The organism is Amycolatopsis sp. MJM2582, assembly GCF_000754115.1.
Lineage (GTDB): Bacteria > Actinomycetota > Actinomycetes > Mycobacteriales > Pseudonocardiaceae > Amycolatopsis > Amycolatopsis japonica.
In genome coordinates this window covers 339,491-361,430 of sequence record NZ_JPLW01000002.1, presented here as the reverse complement: position 1 = coordinate 361,430, position 21,940 = coordinate 339,491, and the positions used below count along the sequence as shown (strand labels likewise).

The window sequence follows — 21,940 nt, the reverse complement described above, 5'->3', positions numbered from 1 at the left end:
AAACTCGCCTTCCCAGCCGCCGGGTCGTCGCTCGGCGCGATCGGCCTGGTGATCGGCGCGGACCGGGCGGGCAAGGGCATCCGCACCGCGCCGCGGGACGCGATGATCACCCTCGCCACCCCGGCCGACGGCCTGGGTCGCGCGTTCGGTGTCCATCGCGCCATGGACACCGCCGGCGCGCTGCTCGGACCGCTCGCCGCCTTCGGCCTGCTGACCGTGCTCGCCGGCGACTACCCGGCGGTGTTCGGGGTGAGCTTCTGCTTCGCCGTGATCGCGGTGATCGTGCTGGCGGTGTTCGTCCGTGCCCCCGCCGGGGCCGTCGAGCGGTCGCGGGTCCGGTTGCGCGCCGGATTCGCCCTGCTGCGCGGGCCGGGACTCCGCGGAACCTGTCTGGCCGCGGCGCTTCTCGGTGTGTGCACGGTCGGCGACATGTTCCTGTTCGTCGGCGTGCAGCGGTCCGCGGGGCTGCCGCCCGGGGCACTGCCCCTGCTGCCGCTGGCGACGGCGCTGACGTTCATGGCGCTGGCGTCGCCGATCGGACGGCTCGCGGACCGGCTCGGCCGGTGGAAGGTGTTCCTGGCCGGGCACGTCGTGTTGCTCGCCGCTTATGTCGTCCTGGCCGCTTCGGCGACCGGATGGCTCGTCGCGGTGGTCGTCCTGGCGGCACACGGCGTGTTCTACGCGTGCACGGACGGCGTGCTGATGGCACACGCGGCGCCGCACGTGCCGGAGTCGTTGCGGGCTACCGGTCTCGCGTTCGTCCAAACCGGACAGGCGCTGGCCAGGGCCGCCGGCGCGGTGCTGTTCGGCGTGCTCGCGGCAGGAACGGCGCTGGGGCCCGCGTTCGCGGTGTTCGCCGTGGCGCTGCTGGTGTCGGTACTGGCCGGATCGAGGATGGCATGAGGCGGATCTGGGCGGGCGTCGCGGCGCTCGTGGTCACGGTGGTGGCCGGGGCGGTGTTCGTCGGGTTGCGCACCGGCGACGCGGTGGCGGAACAGCGGCTGGACCTCGCGCACGGCGGGCTGCTGTACGTCGACGAGTCGGGCCGCGTCCGGCAGGACGAGCGCGTCGGCCCGCCCTGTCAGCGGGTGGACGTCGCCGCGGGCACCCTGGCGTGCCTGCGCGCAACCGCGGTGCCCGACCAAGCCGAACTGGTCGTCACGAAACCGGGTGCGGAGCCTCGGCAGATCTCCGAATGGGGAACGCCGTCGCGGGTCAGGGTGTCGCCGTCCGGGCGGCTGGTGGGCTGGACGGTGTTCCGCGCCGGGGACTCGTATCTGGGCGGGGTGGGCACGTTCTCCACCACCGCCGGGATTTACGACCTCGACACCGGGAATCATTACGGCTCACTGGAGGACTTCGCGCTTACCGTCGACGGAAAGCCTTACCCCGCCAAGGATCTGAACTACTGGGGCGTGACCTTCGCCCGCGACGATCTGACCTTCTACGCCACCGCCCGGTCCGCGGGCGGCACCTGGCTGGTCCGAGGCGACCTCCGCGGCCGCACGCTGACCACGGTGCGGCAGAACGTCGAATGCCCCTCCCTTTCACCGGACGGCACGCGCGTCGCCTACAAGTTCCGTGACGGCGACCGCTGGCGGCTGCACGTGCTGTCCCTCGCCGACGGCCGTGACGTCCCGCTCGCCGATCCGGCGCATCTGGACGACCAGGCGCAGTGGCTGGACGACCGGACCGTCGCCTACGGCCGGGACAAGGCGATCTACTCCGTCCCCGCCGACGGCACCGGCGCGCCCACTCTCCTCCGCGCGAACGCCTCCTCCCCCGCGGTGGTGCGGTGATCCTCCGTGACTGCACCCCGATCGGCCTGGCGCTGGCGGCGGTCGCCGCCGTCGTGGTCGTGGTCCTGCCCGCGCCGGTCCCGGCGGTCAAGGCTCCGGTCTCCGCGTCGGTCACCGATGTCTGGCCGGGCGCGCGGATCGCAGCGAACACCGTCACCGGTTCGCCTTACACACCCTTGGCGTACCTGGATTCCGGGACCTCCGCCGGTATCACCCGGGCGAGCGATTCGCTCAAGCTGACACTGGGAGAACGGGTCCTCCGCGAAGTCCCGTTGGCGGGCTCGCCCCGCTTCGTTCTCGCCACTTCGCCGGACTCGCTGGTGTGGCTGGAACTGTCCGACATCACCGGGACGGGCGCGTTGTGGCGTTCCGGGCCACGCGGGGAAAGCCCCGTGCTGGTCACCGCCGACACCGGGCGGGTCGTCCTCCTGGACTCCCAGTACGACCTCGTCGTGCACGAAGGCCGAGCGTCCTGGGCCGCCGTGCGGGGCGACGCCACCGAGGTGCGGACGGTCGCGTTGTCCGGCGGCCCGGTGACCACGACCCCGCTTCCCGGCGACTTCGCGCTCACCGCCTGGCCGTTCGCGACGTCGGCCGCCGTCGAGCAGGCGGGACCGTCGGAGCTGGTGGACCTGCGCGACGGCCGGGTCTCGCGGGTCGGCGGGCAGAACGTCGAACTGGTCGACTGCACGCCGTCCTGGTGCCGGGTCCAGGTCCTGCGCCAGAGCGGGACGGCGCGGTTCGACCTGATGAAACCCGACGGCTCCGACCGGAGACGGGTCGGCGGGAAGGGGATCCGGCCCGCGTTCGGCGACGTCGTCGTGCTCGACCGGTACGCGATCGTGGTCGATGACGACCGCGGTGTGCTCGCCCTCTACGACACCGCCACGGGCCGGATGGCCGACCTGGCGGCGGAGTTCGGCACCGTGCTGGCGCGGGGGCCGTACGTGTGGTGGTCGGTGGGCGGGAACGAGGCGCTCACCTGGCGGGTACTGGACCTGCGCACGCTCGAGGCATCTGTTTGACTGCTGCCGTGCCGTCCGATCGTGAGACCTCCGTCGAAGCGGAGTTCTCACGGGTGGTCGGCCGGTTCGCCGGTCCGGCCAGGGGCGCCGGACTGCTCGTGATCAGCGTTTTCGGCGTGCTCGCCACGCCGTCGGGCGCGCTCCCGCTCGCCTTCGGTCTGCTCGCGCTGGCCTTGGTCACCGCCGTGGCCGAGTACGTCGTGGGGAAGACGGGCCGGGGCAGGCCGCTGGCGTTCGCGCTGACCTTGGTACGCGCCGGGGCGATCTGCGGCACCCAGTTCCTGACCGCGCCCGAAGCGGGCGAGCTGAACCAGTGGGCGCTCAACGTGCTCACCCTCACCGCCATCACCCTCCAATGGGAATGGCCGCCGAAGATCACCGTGCCCGCCATCGCCTGCCTGCTGGCGATCGAAGTGGTGCCGCTCGGCTTCGAGGACGGCTTCTCGGTGGTCCTGCGAGTGCTCATCGAAGCCACCCTCGCCCGCGGCGCCTTCCTCCTGCTGTCGCGGACCACGCGCCGGATCGACCACCTCCGCGAGCGCCGGGCCCGGCTGACGCGCGAGGAATCCCTTGCCGTGGAACGACGTCTGCGGGAACGTGAGTATCTGGCCGTGCTGCACGACACGGCCGCGGCCACCTTTCTCACCGTCGCCCAGCGCGGGGAAACGACGGACCCGGCCGAGGTCGCCGGCTACGCCCGCCGCGATCTGGCGATCCTCACCGGCGAATCCGGCCCCGGCAGCGTGGTCGACCTCGAAACGTCGTTGCGCGGCGTGCTCGCGCAAAGCCCGGTGAAGGTCGAGACGCACTGGTCGCCGGTCGCGCCGATCCCGGCGTCGGCGGCGCTCGCGCTGGTCCGCGCCGTACGCGAGGCGCTGGTGAACGTCGACCGGCACGCGGGTGTCGGCGAGGCGAGGCTCACGGTCGAAGACGGCGTGCGCGTGACCGTCCGGGACGAAGGCCGCGGTTTCGATCCGGCGAAGACCCCGGCGCAGCGGCGAGGTGTCCGTGCATCGCTCGTCGAACGCATGGCCGCGGCGGGCGGCCGGGCCGAGGTGACCTCCGCGCCCGGAGCGGGGACCACGGTGGAACTGGTGTGGCCGCATGAATGAGACCGCCGACCGCGTCCTCGGCGGCTGCCGGATCGCGGTCCTGCTCGCGACGGCGGCGATCCAGGTCGGGCTGAGCCTGGCCCGGCTGACCGACACCCCCGGCCGGATCGCCTACGCGGCGCTCGCCGGTGTGCTCGTCGTGGCGGCGTGGTGGGTGCTGCGCTGGAAGCCGGTCCCCTGGCCGGTCGCGTTCACGGGGGCGGTGGTGGTGCTCGCCGCGTCGACGGTCGCGGTCTGGACGCTGCCCCCGGAGCGGCTTTTCGGCGACGAGAACTGGGCATCCGGTCTCGCGGGCTGGCATCTGCTGGTGCTGCTGATGGACCGTCCCGCGATCGCGATGGCCGCGCTCGTCCTCCAGATGACGCTCGCCGTCGTCCGGCAGTTCGGCGTGGAGCTCACCGATCGCGGCGAGATCGGCAGCGTGGTGATCGTCGCGCTCAGCGTGCTCACCTTCCAGGCCGCGACGCTGGCGCTGATCAGGGTGGTCAACCGGCGGGCGGGTGAGGCCGCGGAGGCCTCCGCCGAACGGGACCGCCAGGCCCACCGCAAGGCGCTCGCCGAGGAGCGGGAGGCCGACCAGCGGAACCGGTTCGCCGGACAGCTCGGGGCCACCCTGCCGCTGCTGGCCGGGCTGGCCGACCGCACCCTCGACCCGCGTGACGACGACGTCCGGCGGCGGTGCGCGCTCGCGGCCACGCAATTGCGGCGGTTGTTCGCGGAGAACGACGACGTCCCCGACCCGCTGCTGCACGAGGTCTCGGCCTGCGTCGATCTCGCCGAGCGGCGGGGACTGACGGTGACGCTGGCGGTCAGCGGCGAACCGGCCCCGGTCCCGACCGCCGTCCGCCGCGAACTGACCGGTCCGCTGATGACCGCGCTGGTCGCGGCCCGGTCTCACGCCAGGGTCAGCGTCCTGCGCGCCGACGACGAGATCCGTGTCGCGGCGATCACGGACGGTGAACCAGGGGTGACGGAGAACGGATCGGGCGCCGTCGACGTCGAATGGCACGCACTGGGAGAACGATCGTGGATGGAGGCGAAATGGCGTTCGCGACCGAACTGACCGCGGTGGTCGTCGACGATCATCCGGCCGTACGGGCCGGGGTCGTGCACTGGCTGTCCTGCGGCACCCCGCCGGTGACCGTCGTGGCCGAAGGCGAGGACGTGCGGGCCGCGTGGATCGGCGAGGGCGCACAGGCCGACGTCGTCATCCTCGACCTGCACCTCAACAGCACCACCCCGGTGATGGGTGATCTGCGGCGGCTGACCGAAGCGGGCCGTCGCGTCGTCGTCTACTCGATGCGGGCCGACGACGAGACCGTGCTGCAGTGCCTCGAGCTCGGCGCGCTCAGCTACCTCACCAAGGCCGAGGGCGCGGAACATCTCCTCGAAGCCGTGCGCACCGCAGCGGCCGACCGGTCGTACACGCCGCCGTCGATGGCGGGCGCGATGGCCGGGGACCGCTCCGAACGGCGCCCCGCCCTCTCCGCGCGCGAGACCGAGGTGCTCATCGAGTGGTTCCAGTCCGAGTCGAAGGACTTCGTGGCGCACCGGCTGGGGATCTCGCCGAACACGGTCAACTCGCATCTCGAGCGGATCCGGGTCAAGTACGCCCAGATGGGCAGGGAGGCCCCGACGAAGGCCGCACTCGTCGCGCGGGCGATCCAAGACGGGCTGATCGGCGTAAGCGATTTGTGACCGGTTGTGGTGCGAACGGACCACTCGCACCCCCTCCTCCAGCGACTACGTTGCGTGACGAGCCACGAGTCCGAGGAGATCCATGAAGTCCGCCCTGATCGCCACCTGCTGCGCCGCGGCACTCCTGCTTTCCGCCTGCGGCGGGGAAGAGAAGGGCGACAAGACCGTCCGGGCCGACGGCACCCTGGCGCCCGGCAGCACGCTGAAGGTCGGCGAACGCGCCGTCGTCCCGTTCAAGGACGCGGACAAGTCCGGCACGATCGCGATCACCGTGAAGTCGGTCGACCTCGGCCCGAAGGAAGACCTCGCCGAGTTCAAGAACAAGGGCGAAGGCATGCTCCCGGTCTACGTCCGGATGGTGATCGAGAACGTCGGCGGCACGGACCTCTCCGGCACGTCGGTATCGGTGCGCGCGGTGGACCCGAGCGGCAAGAGCACCAAGGTGATCCTGGCCAACAGCACCGCGGCCTGCAAAGGCGAGGAGGCACCCGAGGCCTTCACCACCGCCGGCGCGACCTACGAGACCTGCAAGACCGAAGGCGTCAAGGACGGCGGCGAGGTCGGCGGCGAGGTCGGCGGCGTGATCTTCCGGGAAGGCGACTACCAGGACGACCCCATCACCTGGAAGAAGTGAAAGCACACCCATTAGGCCGATAAGCGTAACCGATTCGTGACCTGCTCTGGTGCGAATGGACCACACCGATGTACTCCGTCATCAACTACGGTGCGTGGCGAGAACGCCGGAGCAGGGTTCGGCGGGGAGTCCGAGGAGATCCATGAAGTTCGACCGTATCGCTCTGTCCGCCGCCGGCTGCGCCGCCGCGCTGCTGCTTTCCGCCTGTGGCGGTGAGGAAAAGGGCGCCAGCCCGGCCCCCGCCCCGTCGCCCGCGCCGACGTCGGCACCCGCGTCCTCGCCCGCGACCAGCGGCACCGTCCCGGTCTCGAACGCGGACGCCACCGCCCCCGGCACGGCGCTCAAGGTCGGCGAACGCGCCGTCGTCCCGTTCAAGTACGGCAACGACAAGAGCGGCACGATCGCGATCACCGTCAAGGCGATCGAACTCGGCCCGAAGGAAGACCTCGCCTCCTACGGCGAGAAGGCCAAGGGCATGACGCCGGTGTACATCCGGATGACGGTGGAGAACGTCGGCGGTACGGACCTCACCTACAGCACGGTGCGGATGCGCGCGGTCGGTCCGGACAACAAGAGCACCGGCGTGATCATCACCGGCGAGACCACCGCCTGCCAGTCCGAGTCGGCGAAGAAGGACTTCAAGACCGTCGGCGCGACCTACGAGACCTGTGAGCTCCAGGCCATCAGGGACGGCGGCGAGGTCGGCGGTGCCGAATTCAACGACGGCGACGGGTACAAGGACGACCCGATCATCTGGAAGAAGTAGCCCGCGACGCGCGTGAAGGCCCCCTTCCCTCGACTGAGCCGAGGGAAGGGGGCCTTCACGCGTTTCGCTGAGGCTGCGGGAGCCGGTTCTCCTGCGTAGCGTTGTCGTGATGGTCCACGTGCACCGGACGATCACCGTCCGCACCCCCGCCCAGACCGTCGTCGGCTATCTGCGGGACTTCGCGCACGCCGAGTCGTGGGATCCCGGCACCGTGTCCTGCACCCGCGCCGACACCGGCCCGATCGCCGTCGGCTCGCAATGGCACAACGTGTCCGAGTTCCGCGGCAAGAAGACCGAGCTGACCTACCGGCTCGACCGGCTGGAGCCGGACCGGATCGTCTTCGTCGGCAGCAACAAGACCGCGACGTCCACCGACGACCTGACGATCTCCGAAGCGGACGGCACGACGACCGTCAGCTACCACGCCACCATCGAGTTCCACGGCCTGGCGAAACTCGCGGACCCCTTTCTCAAACGGCAGTTCGAGAAGATGGGCGACGACCTGGTCCCGGCGATGAAGGCGACCCTCGAAGCGCTTCCAGCCTCGTGAGTGTTGAGGACGGTTAGAACCGTCCTCAACACTCACGAGGCGTTCACCGCCAGGCCACCGCTCCCTTTCTTCTTGCCCCTGAAGTACGTGAAGGCCCCCTTCACTGCGTCTAGCGCAGTGAAGGGGGCCTTCACGTACTTGGGAAGGTGTGAAAGTCGAGTTTCCTCGGCTGAGCCGCGATGGCGATCGAGCGGTCCGTGAAGGCCTCCTTGCCTACCCTCAAGGTAGGGAAGGAGGCCTTCACGGCCCTTCGACTCGCGAGGTGATCATTTCCGTGGGCCGCTCAGGCGTCGCACCGCGTTCGCGCAGGCGAGGGACTCCAGAAGCGGAACCGTGCGTTCCCAGCCCAGGCAGGCGTCCGTGATGCTCAGGTCGGGCCGGGGCCGGGCGGAGCCGACGTCCTGCCTGCCGTCGGAGAGGTACGACTCGATCATCACGCCGGCCAGGGCGTCGTTGCCCGCCGAGATCTGGTCCGCCAGATCGGCGACGACGACGGGCTGCCGGTTGTGGTCCTTGCCGCTGTTGCCGTGCGAGGCGTCGACGACGAGCCGGTGCGGCAGGCCGGCTGCGGTCAGCGCGTCGAGGGCGTCCGCGACCGCGTGCGCGTGGTGATTGGGTTTCGGGCCGCCGCGCAGGACGAGGTGCGCGTCGGGGTTTCCGGCGCTGCGCTGGATCCGTGGGCGGCCGTCGGCGGCGGCGCCCGGGAAGACGTGGGGCAGCGCGGCCGACCGGACGGCGGCCACGGCGGTGTCCAGCCGCCCGGACACGCAGTTCTTCATGCCCACCGGCATCGGCAGCCACGACGCCAGCTGCCGGTGCGGCTGGCTGGCGACGGTCCGCGCGCCGATCGCGCCCCAGCTGATGGTGTCCGCGAAGTACGGCGCCAGGAACGGATCGACGAACTCGTACGCCAGCGGCAGCCCGGTCGCGGCGGCGTCGTCCAGGAACCGCCGTCCGATCCGGACCCCGGACGCGAGATCGCCTTTGCCGTCGAGAGTGGGGTCAGGCACCAGGCCGGTCCAGCCCGCGATCGTCCGCGGTTTCTCCAGGTAGGCGCGCAGGACCACGACGAGGTCGTCGGCGAACCGGCGCGACGCCTCCGCGAGCCGGTGCGCGTACTCGAGCGCGCCGTCGGTGTCGTGCACCGAACACGGGCCCACGACGACGAGCAGCCGCGAGTCACGCCGCGCGAGGACGTCGGCGACGGTTTCACGGTGCCGGATGATCTCGTCCGGCACGACGCCGCTCGTGGCCACCTCGGCCGGGCTGGGCAGCTGGTCAAGCATCCGCATGACCTTTCTCCTTGTCGGGGGCGGCTTCCCCGGCCCGGGGCAGCCGCGTCGCACCGGCCACCGCCACGACGGCGAGGCCGAGAACACACCAGAACGCGTCGGCGAAGGCGGCGGCGACATCCGCGCCGCGCGCGGCGAGCCGGGCCTGCAGCACCACGGCCAGCACCGCGGTGCCGATCGAGCCGCCGAGCGTGTTGAGCAGATTCAGTGCTCCGGCCGCGCGGGGCAGCCGGGCGGGTTCGACCCGGCGGTAGACGATCGTCATCACCGGCGCGCCGATCAGCGCCGCGCCGAAACCACGCAGCAGCAGGGAAACCACGATCACCCAGTCCGGGAGACCCAGGCCGAGCTGGGTGAACGGGGCGGTGCCGAGGGCGACCAGCCCGATCCCGCCGAGCACCAGGGTGCGCGGCGCGATCCGGTCGACGAGCCGGTTCACCAGTAGCGAACCGGCCGCCGCGCCGATGCCCTGGGGCACCAGCAGCAGGCCGGTGTCCCAAGTGGACAGTCCGGGACCGCGCTGGAGATAGAGCGGGAGCAGGAACATCGTGCCGAACACCGACGCGCCGAGCAGCACCAGCGCCAGCGCGGCCACCCCGAACGGCGGCTTGGTGAACAACCGCGGATCCAGCAGAGGCGCTTCGGCCCGCAGACCGTGCCTCACGAACGCCGCCAGCATCACGACGCCGAGCACGACGGCGATCCCGGCGACCACCGGTGTCCCCTGGTCGAACCAGGTGAGCCCGAAGACCAGGACGGCCAGCCCCGGCGAGAGCAGCAGCGCGCCCCGGAAGTCGAAACGCTCGCCCTTGCCCCCGGGTTCGCTCTCGGGAACCCAGCGCCGGGCCAGGAATACCGCGACCACGCCGATCGGGAGGTTGACGTAGAACAGCCAGGGCCAGTCGGCGACCGCGAGGATCGTGCCGCTCGCCAGCGGGCCGAGCACCGGCGACAAGAGCGGTACGAGGCCGACGACGGCGATCACACGGCCGATGCGGTCCCGTCCGGCGGCCCGCGCCAGCAGCGCCTGGCCGGTCGGCGGGAGCAGTCCGCCCGCGAGTCCTTGCAGGACACGGAACGCGACGAGCGCGGGCAGTGTCGTCGCCAGCGCGCACAGCAGGGACGCCAGCAGGAACACGACGACGGCGGTGAGCCAGACGCGACGGCCGCCGAACCGGTCGGCGAGCCAGCCGGACGCCGGCACGGCGGTGACCACGGCCAGCAGATACGCCGTCGTCACCCACTGGACACCGGTGACCGGCGCACCGAACTCATCGGCCAGGGTGTCGACGCCGACCGAGACGATCGTACTGTCCAAAGTGGCCATGAAGGTGCCGAGCACCAGCACGGCCGCCGTGCGCCACAGTGCGGCGTCGATCGGGCGCGCGGTCACCGCTCCCCCACGTAGTCCGCGGCGTCGCCGTCGAGCCAGGACGGCAGCTTCCGGAGATAGCCGACCAGGTCATCGGCGAGCGACCGGGCGTCGGCCTCCTTCGCGTACAGAACGCCCTCCCAGCCCTGCTCGCCGGGAACGACCGTGACGCTCACCAGGTGATGCGTGCGTTCGCGGAACCTCGTCCCGGTGACGGTCAGGCCGGGCGCGGGTTCGCGCAGCTTCGCCGGGTCCACCGGGTAGTTCTCGAAGACGAGCAGGCTGTCGAACAGCCGCTCGCGCCCGGCCAGCGACGCGAGTTCCGGCAGGCCCATCCGGTGGTGTGCGGCCATCGCCTGCTGCCGTGCCTGCAGATCGGCGAGTGCCTCGGCGACGGTTCCGGTGAACCGGGCCCGGACCGGGACACTGTTCGCAAGCAGGCCGATGATGTCCTCGACACCATCCACATCGGACGTCCGATTCGAGGTCATCACCCCGAAGCTGACGTCGGGGCGTCCGGCGTGGGTCGCGAGCACGGCCGCCCACGCACCCTGCAGCAGGGTGTTGACGGTGAGCCCTCGTTCCGCGCCCAGCTTGGTCAGTTCCGCGACCACCTGACCGTCCACAGTGAACAGAGCGGGATCGGCTGAACCACCGGTATGCGGCAAATGATCGCCTTCCGGCAGACCGTCGAGCTCCTTACGCCAGGCCCGGACGTCGGCCGAGTGATCGGCCGCGGCGAGCAGGCGCGTGTACCGCGACGGCGGCACCGGCTCCGGCAACGGCTTCCCCGCGTACAGCGCGAACAGTTCGCCGAGGATGCGCGGCGCGGACCAGCCGTCGGACAGCAGATGGTGACTGGTCAGCACGAGCGTGTGACTGCCGTGCCTCAGAACGGTGACCCGCCACAACGGACCGTGTGCCAAGTCGAACGGTTCCGCCAGTTCCTCGTCCAACGCCGCGTCCACTTCGGACACGTCGCGCACGCGGAAACCGGCCCGTGGTTCGGCGGGGATCACCTGGACCTCGTGCGACGGCGGGAACACCGCGCCCAGGTTCGACTGCCGTCGCACCAGCGCGTCCGCCGCCGATCGCAGCGCCTCGACGTCCAGGTCGCCGGACAGCGTGAACGCCGCCTGCACCCGATACGGATCCTCGTCCGCCGCGCGGGATTCGCGCAGGATCACCTCCTGCAACGGGGTCAGCGGCATGATCTCGCCGGGCCCCGGGACGTCGGCGGCGAGAGCGTCCAGCTCACGCCGGAAATGCTCGCCCAGCACGACGATCTCGTCTTCGGTGAACAGCGCGGACGGCCAGGTGAAGCGGACGCCGAGCGTGCCGCCGTCGGGGACCATCGCGTTCACCGTCAGTGCGTACGGCAGCGGCATCTCCGCGCCGCCACCCGAACCGAGCGGATCCGCGTCCGGCGGGCGCTGCCACAGGGTCTCCTCGCTCGGCGGCGCGGGGAAGCGGCCGAGGTAGTTCCAGGCCACCTCCGGCCGCGGGCCGTCGACCTCGAGAATCCCGTGGCCGAGCCCGTCCCCCGCCGCGCGCAGGTGATCACGCACCGCGCGCAGCGCCTCCGGCACCGGTCCGGACGGCGGTGCGATCCGCGCCGGATGCACGGCGGTGAACCAGCCGGCGGTCTGCGCCAGGTCGACCGTGCCCGCGAAATCCGGGGTGTGTCCCGGACGTCCGTGGCTTTCGACGGCGACGAGCAGATCGGCGCCGGTCCCCCGCCAGGCGGCGACGGCCCGGGCGAGCGCGGTCAGCAGCACGGTGTCCGGTCCGGTGCGGTAGGCCGTCGGCAGCACGGTGAGCACGGCGTGGGTCGTGCCCTCGCCGACGTCGATCCGGTGGTGCCGCGCGGTCGCCACGGTGTCGCGCACCGGGTCGAGCCTGGTCCGGCCGAGTGTGCACACCGGCGCGGCGGCGACCCCCTGCCAATGCCGCATTTCGTCCTCTCGATGCGGAGCGGCCGCGCGCAGCGACCGCGCCCAGCCCAGGAACGACTGGCCGCGCCGGTGCAGGGTGTTGCCGTGAAACGCCTGTTCGACGTCGTCGAGCAGGACACGCCAGGTCACCGCGTCGGCGACCAGGTGATGCGCCACCAGCAGCAAGCGCCCGGGCCGGTCCCCGGCGTCCGCCAGCACCGCGCGCACCAGAGGTCCCGTGCGCGGGTCCATCCGCGCGACGATCTGCTCGACCTGGGCGTCCAGCGCAGCGCGAGGATCACCGGAGACGCGGACGGCGGTGAGCACGTCGGCACCGGTCACGGCACCGACGTCCGGGACGCGCAGCGCGTCCTCGACCAGATGCGCGCGCAGGACGTCGTGGCGAGCGAGAACGGCGTCGAGCACCGCGGTCCAGCGAGGGACGTCGTCCGCCGAAGGCACGCAGATCTCGACCCACTGGCAGAACCCGTCGGCCGCCTTTCCCGCGCGCCGCAGCAGATCCCGCATGATCGGCGTGAGCGGGGCGTCACCGACCGCGGGGGCTTCCTCGGCCCGTTCGGGTTCTCCGCAGCGTGCGGCGATCCCGGCGACCGTGCCGCCTTCGAGGACGTCGCGCGCGGTCAGGTGCAGCCCTTCACGGCGGGCGCGGGAGACCACCCGCAGCGAGGCGATGCTGTCGCCGCCCGCGTCGAGGAACCCATCATCGAGGCCGACGTCGGAGCCGAGCAGTTCGCGGACCACCCGCAGCAGCACGGCTTCCGCCGGGGTCGCGGGTTCCCGGCCGCCGTCGGAGAGGGCTTCCGGCGCGGGCAGCGCGGCCCGGTCCAGTTTGCCGCTCGGGCCGAGCGGGAGCCGGTCCAGCGGTACGAACGCGGTCGGCACCATGTACGCGGGCAGCTCAGCGGCGAGGTATTCGCGCAGTGCGGCGGGCTCGGGTTCGGCTCCGTCCACGGGGACGACGTAGGCGACCAGCCGGTCCTCGCGGACGATCACCGCGGCGGCGCGTACGTCGTCGTGCGCGGTCAGCGCGGTCTCGATCTCGCCGAGTTCGATCCGGAACCCGCGCAGTTTGACCTGGTGGTCGGCGCGGCCGAGGAAGACGATCTGCCCGTCCGGACGCCAGCGGACCAGGTCGCCGGTGCGGTACATCCGCTCCCCCGGCGGCCCGAACGGGTCGGCGACGAACCGTTCCGCGGTCAGCGCCGCCCGGCCGACGTAACCCTGCGCGAGCTTCGGCCCCGCCAGGTACAACTCGCCGGTGACGTTCGTGCCGACCGGGAGCAGACCACCGTCCAGCACGTACGCGCGGACCTCCGGGTCCGGGCGGCCGATCGGCAGCGGGCCGGGGTCAGCCGGGTCGTAGTGCCAGGTGACCGAGTTGATGGTGACCTCGGTCGGCCCGTAGGCGTTGAACAGCGCCCGCCGGTTTCCCCAGCGCCGCGCCAGTTCCGGGTCGAGCCGTTCGGCGCCGACGACGAAGAACACGTCCGGGTCGACGGTCGCGTCGTCGGGCATCGCGGACAGGAACGACGGCAGCAGGTTGAGCCCGGTGACGCGGTGTTCGGCGGCGTACGCCAGGAGGTCGTCGCCGGAGACCCGCACCTCCTCCGGCGCGATCACCGACGTGCCGCCGGACAGCAACGGCAGCATGAACTGCCAGAACGCGACGTCGAAACTCGTCGAGGCGAAATGCAGATACCGCTCGGCGGTCCCGATCCCGACGATGTCCTCCTGCAACGCGATCAGGCTCGGCACGCCGCGATGCGGCACCGCCACACCCTTGGGTTTGCCGGTGGTGCCCGAGGTGTAGATGACGTAGGCGATCGCGTCCGCGCACGAGGGTACGGCCGGATCCGAGTCCTCAGTGGACAGTTCGGCCGGGTCGATCACCGGAAGACCTTCGACGTCCGAAGTGGACACGACGGCGGCGGGCCGGATGTCGCCCAGCATGTAGGCGAGCCGGTCGGCCGGGTAGTCCGGGTCCATCGGCACGTGCACCGCACCGGCCTTGATCACGCCGAACAGTGCGACCACGAGGTCGACGTCGCGGCGCAACAGGACCGCGACCGGGTCCTGCGGTTTCACTCCGGCGTCGATCAAGGTGTTCGCGAGCCGGTTGGCGCGACGGTCCAGTTCGGCGTAGGTCAGGCTCCGGTCGCGGCACACGACGGCCTCGGCGTCCGGCGTCTCCCGGACCCAGCGGCCGAACTCCTCCAGCATGCCGCCGCGTTCACGCTTCGGTTCCGGCCCTTCGCCGAGCCGCAGCATCACGCGTTCTTCGTCGGCGTCGAGCACGCGCAGCCGGGAGACCGGCCGCATCGGCTCGGCGACGATCTCGTGCAGCATCGCCCGCAGCCAGCGGCCGTAGGACTCGGCCTCTTCGCGACTGAACGCCTGCGGCTGGTACCCGAGGCCGATCGTGAACTCGTCGCCGGGCAGCACGATCACCGTGAGCGGGTAATGCGTCGCGTCGGTGATATCGACGCCGACGAGGTCGAGACCGGGCGCCAACGTGGTGCGGGCGCGGCTGGAGAGCGGGAAGTTCTCCATCACCAGCATCGTGTCGAACAGGTCGCCGACGCCGGCCGCGCGCTGGATGTCCGGCAGCCCGGCGTGATGGTGATCGGTGAGCCGGACGCTTTCGGTTTGCACGCGTTCCAGCACGGTGGCCGCGGTGTCGGCGGCGTCGAACCGCACGCGCACCGGGATCGTGCTGCCCAGCTGACCGATCATGCGCTCGACGCCCGGGACGTCGGCCGGGCGGCCGGAGACCGGGCAGCCGAAGACCACGTCGCGACGGCCGGTCAGCCTGGCGAGCAGAACTCCCCAGGCGGTCTGGAACACCGTCGTCGGGGTGATGCCGCGTTCGCGGGCGAAGGCGCGCAGCCGCTCGCTGAACTCGCCGCCCAGTTCCACGGTGACGCGTTCCGGGCGCTCCACAGTGGACTCGACGCTCGCCGGAGCGAGCCGCGTTCCTTCGTCCAATCCGGACAATGCTTCGCGCCACGCTTCCAGCGCGGCGTCCGGGTCACGTTCGCCGAGCACCCGGTGGTACTCCGAAAGCGGGGGCGCGACCGGGGCCGCCGGGCCGCCGCCGAGTTCGGCGTAGGTGGCGAGCAGGGTGCGGCCGACCAGCGGCATCGACCAGCCGTCGAGCAGCGCGTGGTGATTCGTGAGCACCAGGCGGTGCTCGTCCGGGCCGAGCGTCAGCAGCAGGAACCGGATCAGCGGCGGGGTCGCCGGGTCGAAGGGACGGGCGAGTTCGGTGCGGCATTCGGCGTCGACCCGGTCCGGCGAGACGTGCGCGAATCGCCAGTCCAGCGTGACGTCGGCGGGCACCACTTGGACGACCTCGCCCGCGTCGGTGGTGTGCAGGTGGACGCGCAGCGCGGGATGCCGCCGCAGCACTTCCGCCGCGGCCTCGCGCATGCGGTCCGCGTCGAGCGCGCCGCTGAGCAGGGTGACGGCCTGGACCACGTAAACGTCGGTGTCTTCGGTGCCGCGCGCCAGGGTGTGGAACGAGAGCCCGGTCTGCAGCGGGGTCGCGGGCAGGACGTCCTCGACGCGGCCGAGGCGTTCGAGCGCGTCGATGTCGGCCTGGTCGAGGCCGACCAGCGGGAGATCGGACGGCGTGAGCCCACCGCCGTCCGGACCGACCCGGGCGGCGTGCGCAGCCATCGCGTCCAGGGCGAGTGACCACGATTCTTGAAGCGCGGCAACACTTTCCTGGGACAGGACGGCACCGGCCGCGGTCCATTCGACGGCGAGCTGCGGCCGGCCGTCCTCACGGACGAAACAGTTCAGCGCCAGCACCTGTTCCAGCGACTTGGCGTCCGGTTCGGTGACCGCGAACGGGTCTTCCTCCGGCAGCCGCCAGCCGGTGCCGGGCAGGGCCGCGAACCGGCCGAGGTAGTTCAGGACGACGTCCGGCGGCGGGACGGCGGCGAGTTCGTCCCGGGTGAGCGGGTCGAGGTACCGCAGGACCCCGAAGCCGACACCGTTGTCGGGAACCACGCGTTTGGCCTCTTTGGCGGCCTTCAGCAGCTCTCCGGCCGCCGTCACGCCGGCGGGAACGCGCACGGGATACTCGGCGGTGAACCAGCCGACGGTGCGCGAAAGATCCAGGCGGTCATGGTCACGGCCGTGTCCTTCGAGCGACACGGTTTCGGCCTCGACCGGGGCACCGCGCCACGACCTCAGGGCGAGGACGAGCGTGGCGAGCAGGACGTCGTCCGGCCCGGCGCGATAGGCCGCGGGCAGCGCGGTGAGCACCGCTTCGGTCTGCTCCGGGGTGGCGAGGGTGACCGACCGCCGCGCGGTCGCGACCGTGTCGACACCGCGGTCGAGCGGCCGGTGGCCGAGACGCGGACCGTCGAGCGCGCCACGCCAATGGTCGAGTTCGCCCCGCCGGGCCCCGGAAGTGCCTTGCTCGGCAAGGAGAAGCGCGTGCCGCCGCCATGACGTCCCCACCGGGTCGAGCGGTTCACCGGCACAGGCCGCACGCAGATCCGGCAGCAGAATCCGCCATGAGACCCCGTCGACCGCCAGATGGTGCAGCACGATGACGAGGTGATCCGGCAGCAACGCGACCTTGAGCACCCCGGCCCGGAGGTCCAGGGACTCCGCGAGTCGCACCGCGACCTCGGCCGGTTCGCCGGTCGTCTCGATGACCACGTCGGACGCCTTCACCGCCCCGCGTTCCCGGACCCGCATTTCGTCCTCTAAATGCAGACGGAGGACGTCGTGGTGGTCCAGGAGTGTTTGCACGCCTTCGGTCAGGAGACCGGGCGGAAGGTCCTCGTCGAGCCGAACGGCGGTCCACTGGGTGTAGCCGGCGATCGTCGTGGCGTCCGGATGCGGATCGAGCAGCGCCCGGACGATCGGCGGCGCGGGCACCACGCCGACCGGCTCGTCCGGCGGCGCGGCCGGGGCGCCGATCTCCGCGCTCGCCGCCGCCAGCGCCTCGAAGCTGCGGCGGGCCAGCAGATCACGCGGACGCAGATCGAGACCGTGGGCGCGCAGCCTGCTGCTGACGCTGATCGCGGTGATGCTGTCGCCGCCCAGCGCGAAGAAGTCGTCGTCGACGGCGACCTCGTCGACACCGATCACCTCGGCGATGGTGGCGCACAGCAGCCGTTCGCGGTCGGTGGCCGCGACGCGTCCGGCCGCCGCGCGCGGGGCGGGCAGCGCCGGACGATCGATCTTCCCGTTGGGGGTCAACGGAAGCGAGTCGAGCACGACGACCGCGGCGGGCACGAGGTGCTCCGGCACCCGCCCGGCGAGTTCCGCGCGGACCTCGTCCGGCACGACCTCGCCGACGACGTAACCGACGAGTCTGGGCCCGCGCACCGCCGCGGCGGCCGCGCGCACGCCCGGAACGGCGGCCAGCGCGGCCTCGACCTCACCGAGTTCGACGCGGTGACCGCGCACCTTCACCTGGCCGTCGCGGCGGCCCAGATACTCCAGCCCCCGGCCGGGCACCCAGCGGACGAGGTCCCCGGTGCGGTACATCCGGTCGCCGGGCGCGCCGAACGGATCGGCGACGAATCGTTCGGCGGTCGCGCCGGGACGTCCGAGATAGCCACGCGCCAGGTGCGGTCCCGCCAGGTACAGCTCTCCCGGCGTCCCGGCGGGCGCGGGCCGCAACGCGGCGTCGAGCACCCGGACCGCCGTGCCCGGAACCGCGGTGCCGATGGTCGGTTCCCCGTCGTCCAGCCAGGATCCGGCACCGTCCACAGTGGCCTCGGTCGGGCCGTACATGTTGCGGGCGCGGACACCGGACTCGGCGACACGCCGCCACAGCGCGGGCGGAGTCGCCTCGCCGCCGAGGACGAGCAGCGCGGGCGCGTCGGGGCCGTCGAGCAGTCCGGCGTCGACCAGCGGCGCCGCCATCGAGGGCGTGGTGTCGACGACGTCGATCCGGTCGCGGGCGAACGCGGACAGCAGTTCGTCGGCGTCCCGCGCGACGTCGGTGCCGTAGACGTGGAGTTCGTGCCCGAACAGCAGCCACATCAGCTGGTCGAGCGCGGAGTCGAAGGCGAACGAGTAGGTGTGCGCGACGCGCAGCCGCCTGCCCGCGGTACGTTCGGTCTCGGCGACCGTGGTCACGCGGTGGTGGCGCAGCAGCGTCGCCAGCCCGCCGACCCGGCCGAGGACGCCCTTGGGCCGTCCGGTCGAGCCGGAGGTGAAGATGACGTACGCGAGATGCTCCGGATGGCGCGGAATCCCCAGCGGTGAAGAGTCCAGAGTGGACAGATCGGTTTCGCCGAGCAGGAGATGCGGCCCCGGCACGATTCCCGGGTCGTGGGCCACCGTGAGCACCGCTCCGGCTTCGGCGGCGAGTTCCCGCAGGCGTTCGACGGGATGCGCCAGGTCCAGCGGCAGGAAGGCGGCTCCGGCGTCGAGCACCGCCAGCAGGGCGACGGCGAGATCCGCCGACCGCGGCAGGGCCAGCGCGACGACGTCGTCCGCCCCGACGCCGCGAGCCCGCAGTGCCCGGGCGAGGCGGTGGACCCGCGTGACGAGTTCGCCCGCGGTCAGCCTTTCGTCACCGAAGACCAGCGCGGTGTGTTCGGGATCCAGCCGGTCGAGAAGTTCAGGTACGTCAAGGAGTTCGCTCTCCGGTGCGGGTGTCGACCACGCCGCCAGCACCGTGTCCCGCTCCCCCGCCGGGATCAGGTCCGCACCCGCGACCGCCGGGCCGTCCGGCTCGGTCAGCGCGGTGATCAGGCAGCGCAACGCGGTCAGCTTGGCATCGACGGCGGCCTGGTCGTGTGTCCGCGCGTCGACCTCGAACCCGAGCAGCAGCCCGCCGTCCGAGGTCGGCAGCACCGACAGCCCCATGTCCTCCGGCGGCCCGCCCGCGACGTTGCGCATCGTGCCGTGCGAGCCCGCGAAGTCGAGCTTCAGGTCGAACGCCTTGAGGTTGATGCCGCGGCCGTGCAGCAGCGCCCCGGCGCCGGGCACCGCGAGATCCTGCGGCAGGTCTTCCCCGCGATACCGCTGATGCGCGCGCATTTCCTTCAGCGCGCCCGCCACCCGCGCGGTCAACTCGGCCGCCGAGTCCCCCGGGAGCACCGTGACCCGCAGTGGCAGCACGTTGACCGCCATCGCCGGGGTCCGCAGCGCCGCACCTTCGCGGCACATCAACGGCATCGCGAACACGACGTCGGTCCAGCCGAGCACGCGGTGCAGGAACGCGGCATAGCAGGCGATCAGCGCGTCGCCCCACGTCGTCCCGGCGCGTTTGCCCAGGTCACGAAGCCGGGCCAGGTCGGAAGCGGGCAGGACCGATCGGGCGGTGACAGTGTGCTCGGGCGGGCCGGACGCGCTACCGGCGTCGTCGAGATCCGGCAACGGCGTGAACCGCTCGCGCCAGTACTCGCGATCCTGGGCGAACCGTTCGCTCTCGCGGTAGGCGCGATCGGCCTCGACGAGGTCGGCGAACCGGGCGAACGTCGAAGCCGGGATGTCCTTGCCCTGCACCGAAGCGGTGTAGCGGGCCGCCGTCCGGCGGGCGAGCATCGCCGCGGTGTAGCCGTCGAACACCAGGTGGTGCCCGAGCTGGGTGAACCACACGTGCGAGTCGGACAGCCGCAGCACGAGATGGGCGAACAGGGGCCGGTCCACCATCCCGCGGCAGGCTTCGGCGACGCGGCGGCGTTCGGCGTCCACCCGCTCGTGCGCGGCGGCGACCGGATCGGCCTCACCGCGCAGATCGACGACCTCCGGCAGCGGCAGGGCGTCTTCCGACACGACCTGGCGCGGACCGTCCGGCGTCTCGAACACCCGCAGCCGCAGGCTGTCCGCCTCTTCGGCGGTCGCCCGGATCGCTTCGGTCAGCGCGACGACGTCGACCGCCTTGTCGCCGACGATCTCGATGACGTCACCGACGACGTAATAGGGCGAGTCGGGTTCGAGGCGCTGCGCGGTCCAGATCCCCAGCTGGGCACCGGTCAGGTTCAGCATGAAGGCACCACCATCGGGGTTCCGGTCACCGGGTCGGGCACAACCACGCTGGGGAGATCGAAGACCTCCTTCATCAGCTCCGCGTCCACGATGTCGGACGGCGCGCCCTCGGCGACGATCCGGCCGTCCCGCAGGGCGACGAGGTGATCGGCGTACCGGCAGGCCTGGTTGATGTCGTGCAGGACGGCGATCACCGTGCGGCCCTCGTCGCGCAGGCGCGCCAGCAGGCTCAGCAACTGGTACTGGTGTGCGATGTCCAAAAAGGACGTCGGTTCGTCGAGCAGCAGATACGGCGTCTTCTGCGCCAGCACCAGCGCCACCCACACGCGCTGACGCTGCCCGCCGGAGAGCTCCTGCACCGGCCGGTCGGCCAGTCCCGCCACCCCGGCGGCGGTCATCGCGTCGAGCACCGCGCGTTCGTCCTCTTCGGACCAGGTGGCGAACAACGACTGGTGCGGGAACCGGCCACGCGCGATCAGCTGGCGGACGCGGACGTCCTCCGGCGCGACCGGATCCTGCGGCAGGAACCCAAGCTCTCGCGCCAAACCCTTGCCGGGGAAGGAACCCACGTCCTTGCCATCGAGAAGGACCTCGCCGTCCGACGGGCGCAGCAACCGGACGAACGCGCGCAGCAGGGTCGACTTGCCGCACGCGTTCGGTCCGACGACGGCGGTGAACGCGCGGTCGGGCACGTCGAGGCTCAGCCGGGTCGACACGACCCGGTCGCCGTAGCGCAGGGTCAGGTCCCGAGCGGTCAAGCGGGCACTCATGTGCGCCGAACCTCCTTGGTGAGCAGCCAGATCAGGTAGCCGCCGCCGATCACGGTGCTGACCACACCGACCGGCAGCGATTCCGGCGCGAGCAACATCTGAGCGGCCAGGTCGGCACTGGTGAGCAGCACGGCGCCGGTGAGGGCGGCGGGCAGCAGGGCGATACCGGGCGTGCGGGCCAGCCGACGTCCGATCTGCGGTGCGGCCAGCGCGATGAACGCGATCGGGCCCGCCACGGCGGTGACCGTGGCCGTGCAGCCGACCCCGATCAGCACCAGGACCAGCCGCAGCCGGTCCCAGCGGACCCCGGTGGTGACCGCCAGCGCACCGCCGAGCGCGGCCTGGTGCAGCGCCGGCGCCCTGGTGAACAGCACGACGAACAGCACCGCGAGCACCGCGAACGGGATGGCGACGTCGTCCCAGCCGACCCCGTTGAGGGAACCGGCGTTCCAGCCGACGGCCGCGATCGCGATCTCGAGTTCCGCGCGCAGCACGATCCACGAGTTGAACGCGGTCAGCATCGCGTTGATCGCGATCCCGATGACGATCAGCCGCAGCCCGGACAACCCGCCACCGAGCGACAACGCGTAGACGATGGCCGCCGTGATCACGCCGCCGAGCACCGAGCCGATGGTCAGCTGCGTCGACGTCCCCGAGAGCACGGTGATCGCGAACAGCGCGCCGGTGTACGCACCGGCGTCGAGACCGATCACGTCCGGGCTGCCGAGCGGGTTGCGGGTGACGTTCTGGAAGATCGCGCCCGCCAGGCCGAGCGCGGCACCGAACACCAGCCCGGCCAGTACCCGGGGCAGCCGCCATTCGCGGATGACCACGCCCGGTCCGCCACCGGATCCGGTGAGCGCGGCGAACACGCGGGCGGGGCTCGCCCACGCCGCGCCGTAGCAGAGCCCGAGCAGCGTCAGGCCGGCGATGACCACCAGCATCGCCACGAGGAAGACGAGGGTGCGGCGTTCCATCCGGGCGGAGAACCGCCCGCGC

The 21,940-nt window shown here is 71.8% G+C and carries 14 protein-coding genes; 9 read left to right on the top strand and 5 right to left on the bottom strand.

Annotation, left to right across the window (positions count from 1 at the left end):
* The 9 genes from ED92_RS11940 to ED92_RS11900 all read left to right on the top strand — a co-directional run.
* Positions 1-903: MFS transporter (locus ED92_RS11940; RefSeq protein ID WP_037336932.1), on the top strand; the 903-nt coding region annotated here is incomplete at its 5' end.
* Positions 900-1,799, top strand: coding sequence for a hypothetical protein (locus tag ED92_RS11935; RefSeq protein WP_037336929.1), 900 nt, complete (start codon positions 900-902; stop codon positions 1,797-1,799). The genes ED92_RS11940 and ED92_RS11935, both read left to right, overlap by 4 nt.
* Complete coding sequence (locus ED92_RS11930; RefSeq protein ID WP_037336927.1) at positions 1,796-2,824, top strand: hypothetical protein; 1,029 nt, start codon at positions 1,796-1,798, stop codon at positions 2,822-2,824. The genes ED92_RS11935 and ED92_RS11930 overlap by 4 nt, the downstream gene beginning before the upstream one ends.
* Positions 2,825-2,832: 8 nt before the next feature.
* Positions 2,833-3,936, top strand: a complete 1,104-nt coding sequence (locus ED92_RS11925) for a sensor histidine kinase (RefSeq protein ID WP_037336925.1) — start codon at positions 2,833-2,835, stop codon at positions 3,934-3,936.
* Positions 3,929-4,999: a hypothetical protein gene (locus ED92_RS11920; RefSeq protein WP_037336923.1), complete on the top strand. Its 1,071-nt coding sequence runs from the start codon at positions 3,929-3,931 to the stop codon at positions 4,997-4,999. The genes ED92_RS11925 and ED92_RS11920 overlap by 8 nt, the downstream gene beginning before the upstream one ends.
* Positions 4,978-5,634, top strand: coding sequence for a response regulator transcription factor (locus tag ED92_RS11915; protein WP_037336921.1), 657 nt, complete (start codon positions 4,978-4,980; stop codon positions 5,632-5,634). The genes ED92_RS11920 and ED92_RS11915 overlap by 22 nt, the downstream gene beginning before the upstream one ends.
* An 82-nt stretch (positions 5,635-5,716) precedes the next feature.
* Positions 5,717-6,268 carry a hypothetical protein gene (locus ED92_RS11910; protein ID WP_037336919.1) on the top strand — a complete coding sequence of 184 codons (552 nt, stop codon included), beginning with the start codon at positions 5,717-5,719 and terminating at the stop codon, positions 6,266-6,268.
* 142 nt (positions 6,269-6,410) lie between these two features.
* Complete coding sequence (locus ED92_RS11905; RefSeq protein ID WP_037336916.1) at positions 6,411-7,034, top strand: hypothetical protein; 624 nt, start codon at positions 6,411-6,413, stop codon at positions 7,032-7,034.
* Positions 7,035-7,143: 109 nt separating this feature from the next.
* Entirely contained in the window at positions 7,144-7,584 is a 441-nt protein-coding gene (locus ED92_RS11900; RefSeq protein ID WP_037336913.1) for an SRPBCC family protein, read from the top strand.
* Positions 7,585-7,850: 266 nt separating this feature from the next.
* On the opposite strand, the gene ED92_RS11895 is transcribed toward ED92_RS11900, so the two are convergent.
* From ED92_RS11895 to ED92_RS11875, 5 genes are read right to left on the bottom strand one after another with little or no spacing between them, the layout of a single operon-like run.
* Positions 7,851-8,876 (bottom strand): 3-deoxy-7-phosphoheptulonate synthase, encoded by a 1,026-nt coding sequence (locus tag ED92_RS11895; protein ID WP_037336910.1) that lies wholly within the window; start codon positions 8,874-8,876, stop codon positions 7,851-7,853.
* Complete coding sequence (locus ED92_RS11890; protein ID WP_037336908.1) at positions 8,863-10,269, bottom strand: DHA2 family efflux MFS transporter permease subunit; 1,407 nt, start codon at positions 10,267-10,269, stop codon at positions 8,863-8,865. The genes ED92_RS11895 and ED92_RS11890 overlap by 14 nt, the downstream gene beginning before the upstream one ends.
* The gene (locus tag ED92_RS11885) at positions 10,266-20,171 is read right to left on the bottom strand and encodes a non-ribosomal peptide synthetase (protein ID WP_037336905.1); all 9,906 of its coding nucleotides are present in this window, start codon (positions 20,169-20,171) and stop codon (positions 10,266-10,268) included. The genes ED92_RS11890 and ED92_RS11885 overlap by 4 nt, the downstream gene beginning before the upstream one ends.
* On the bottom strand, positions 20,165-20,941 hold the full coding sequence (locus ED92_RS11880; RefSeq protein WP_037336902.1) for an ABC transporter ATP-binding protein: 777 nt from the start codon (positions 20,939-20,941) through the stop codon (positions 20,165-20,167). Before ED92_RS11880 ends, ED92_RS11885 begins: the two co-directional genes overlap by 7 nt.
* Positions 20,938-21,918: an iron chelate uptake ABC transporter family permease subunit gene (locus ED92_RS11875; RefSeq protein ID WP_037339823.1), complete on the bottom strand. Its 981-nt coding sequence runs from the start codon at positions 21,916-21,918 to the stop codon at positions 20,938-20,940. Before ED92_RS11875 ends, ED92_RS11880 begins: the two co-directional genes overlap by 4 nt.
* Between the last annotated feature and the right edge of the window lie 22 nt (positions 21,919-21,940).

Excerpts from the sequence above, each read along its gene's own strand:
- ED92_RS11885 (WP_037336905.1), bottom strand. The coding sequence starts at position 20,171 with ATGCTGAACCTGACCGGTGCCCAGCTGGGGATCTGGACCGCGCAGCGC.
- ED92_RS11905 (WP_037336916.1), top strand. The coding sequence starts at position 6,411 with ATGAAGTTCGACCGTATCGCTCTGTCCGCCGCCGGCTGCGCCGCCGCG.
- ED92_RS11915 (WP_037336921.1), top strand. The coding sequence starts at position 4,978 with ATGGCGTTCGCGACCGAACTGACCGCGGTGGTCGTCGACGATCATCCG.
- ED92_RS11910 (WP_037336919.1), top strand. The coding sequence starts at position 5,717 with ATGAAGTCCGCCCTGATCGCCACCTGCTGCGCCGCGGCACTCCTGCTT.
- ED92_RS11920 (WP_037336923.1), top strand. The coding sequence starts at position 3,929 with ATGAATGAGACCGCCGACCGCGTCCTCGGCGGCTGCCGGATCGCGGTC.
- ED92_RS11935 (WP_037336929.1), top strand. The coding sequence starts at position 900 with ATGAGGCGGATCTGGGCGGGCGTCGCGGCGCTCGTGGTCACGGTGGTG.
- ED92_RS11880 (WP_037336902.1), bottom strand. The coding sequence starts at position 20,941 with ATGAGTGCCCGCTTGACCGCTCGGGACCTGACCCTGCGCTACGGCGAC.
- ED92_RS11875 (WP_037339823.1), bottom strand. The coding sequence starts at position 21,918 with ATGGAACGCCGCACCCTCGTCTTCCTCGTGGCGATGCTGGTGGTCATC.
- ED92_RS11895 (WP_037336910.1), bottom strand. The coding sequence starts at position 8,876 with ATGCGGATGCTTGACCAGCTGCCCAGCCCGGCCGAGGTGGCCACGAGC.
- ED92_RS11900 (WP_037336913.1), top strand. The coding sequence starts at position 7,144 with ATGGTCCACGTGCACCGGACGATCACCGTCCGCACCCCCGCCCAGACC.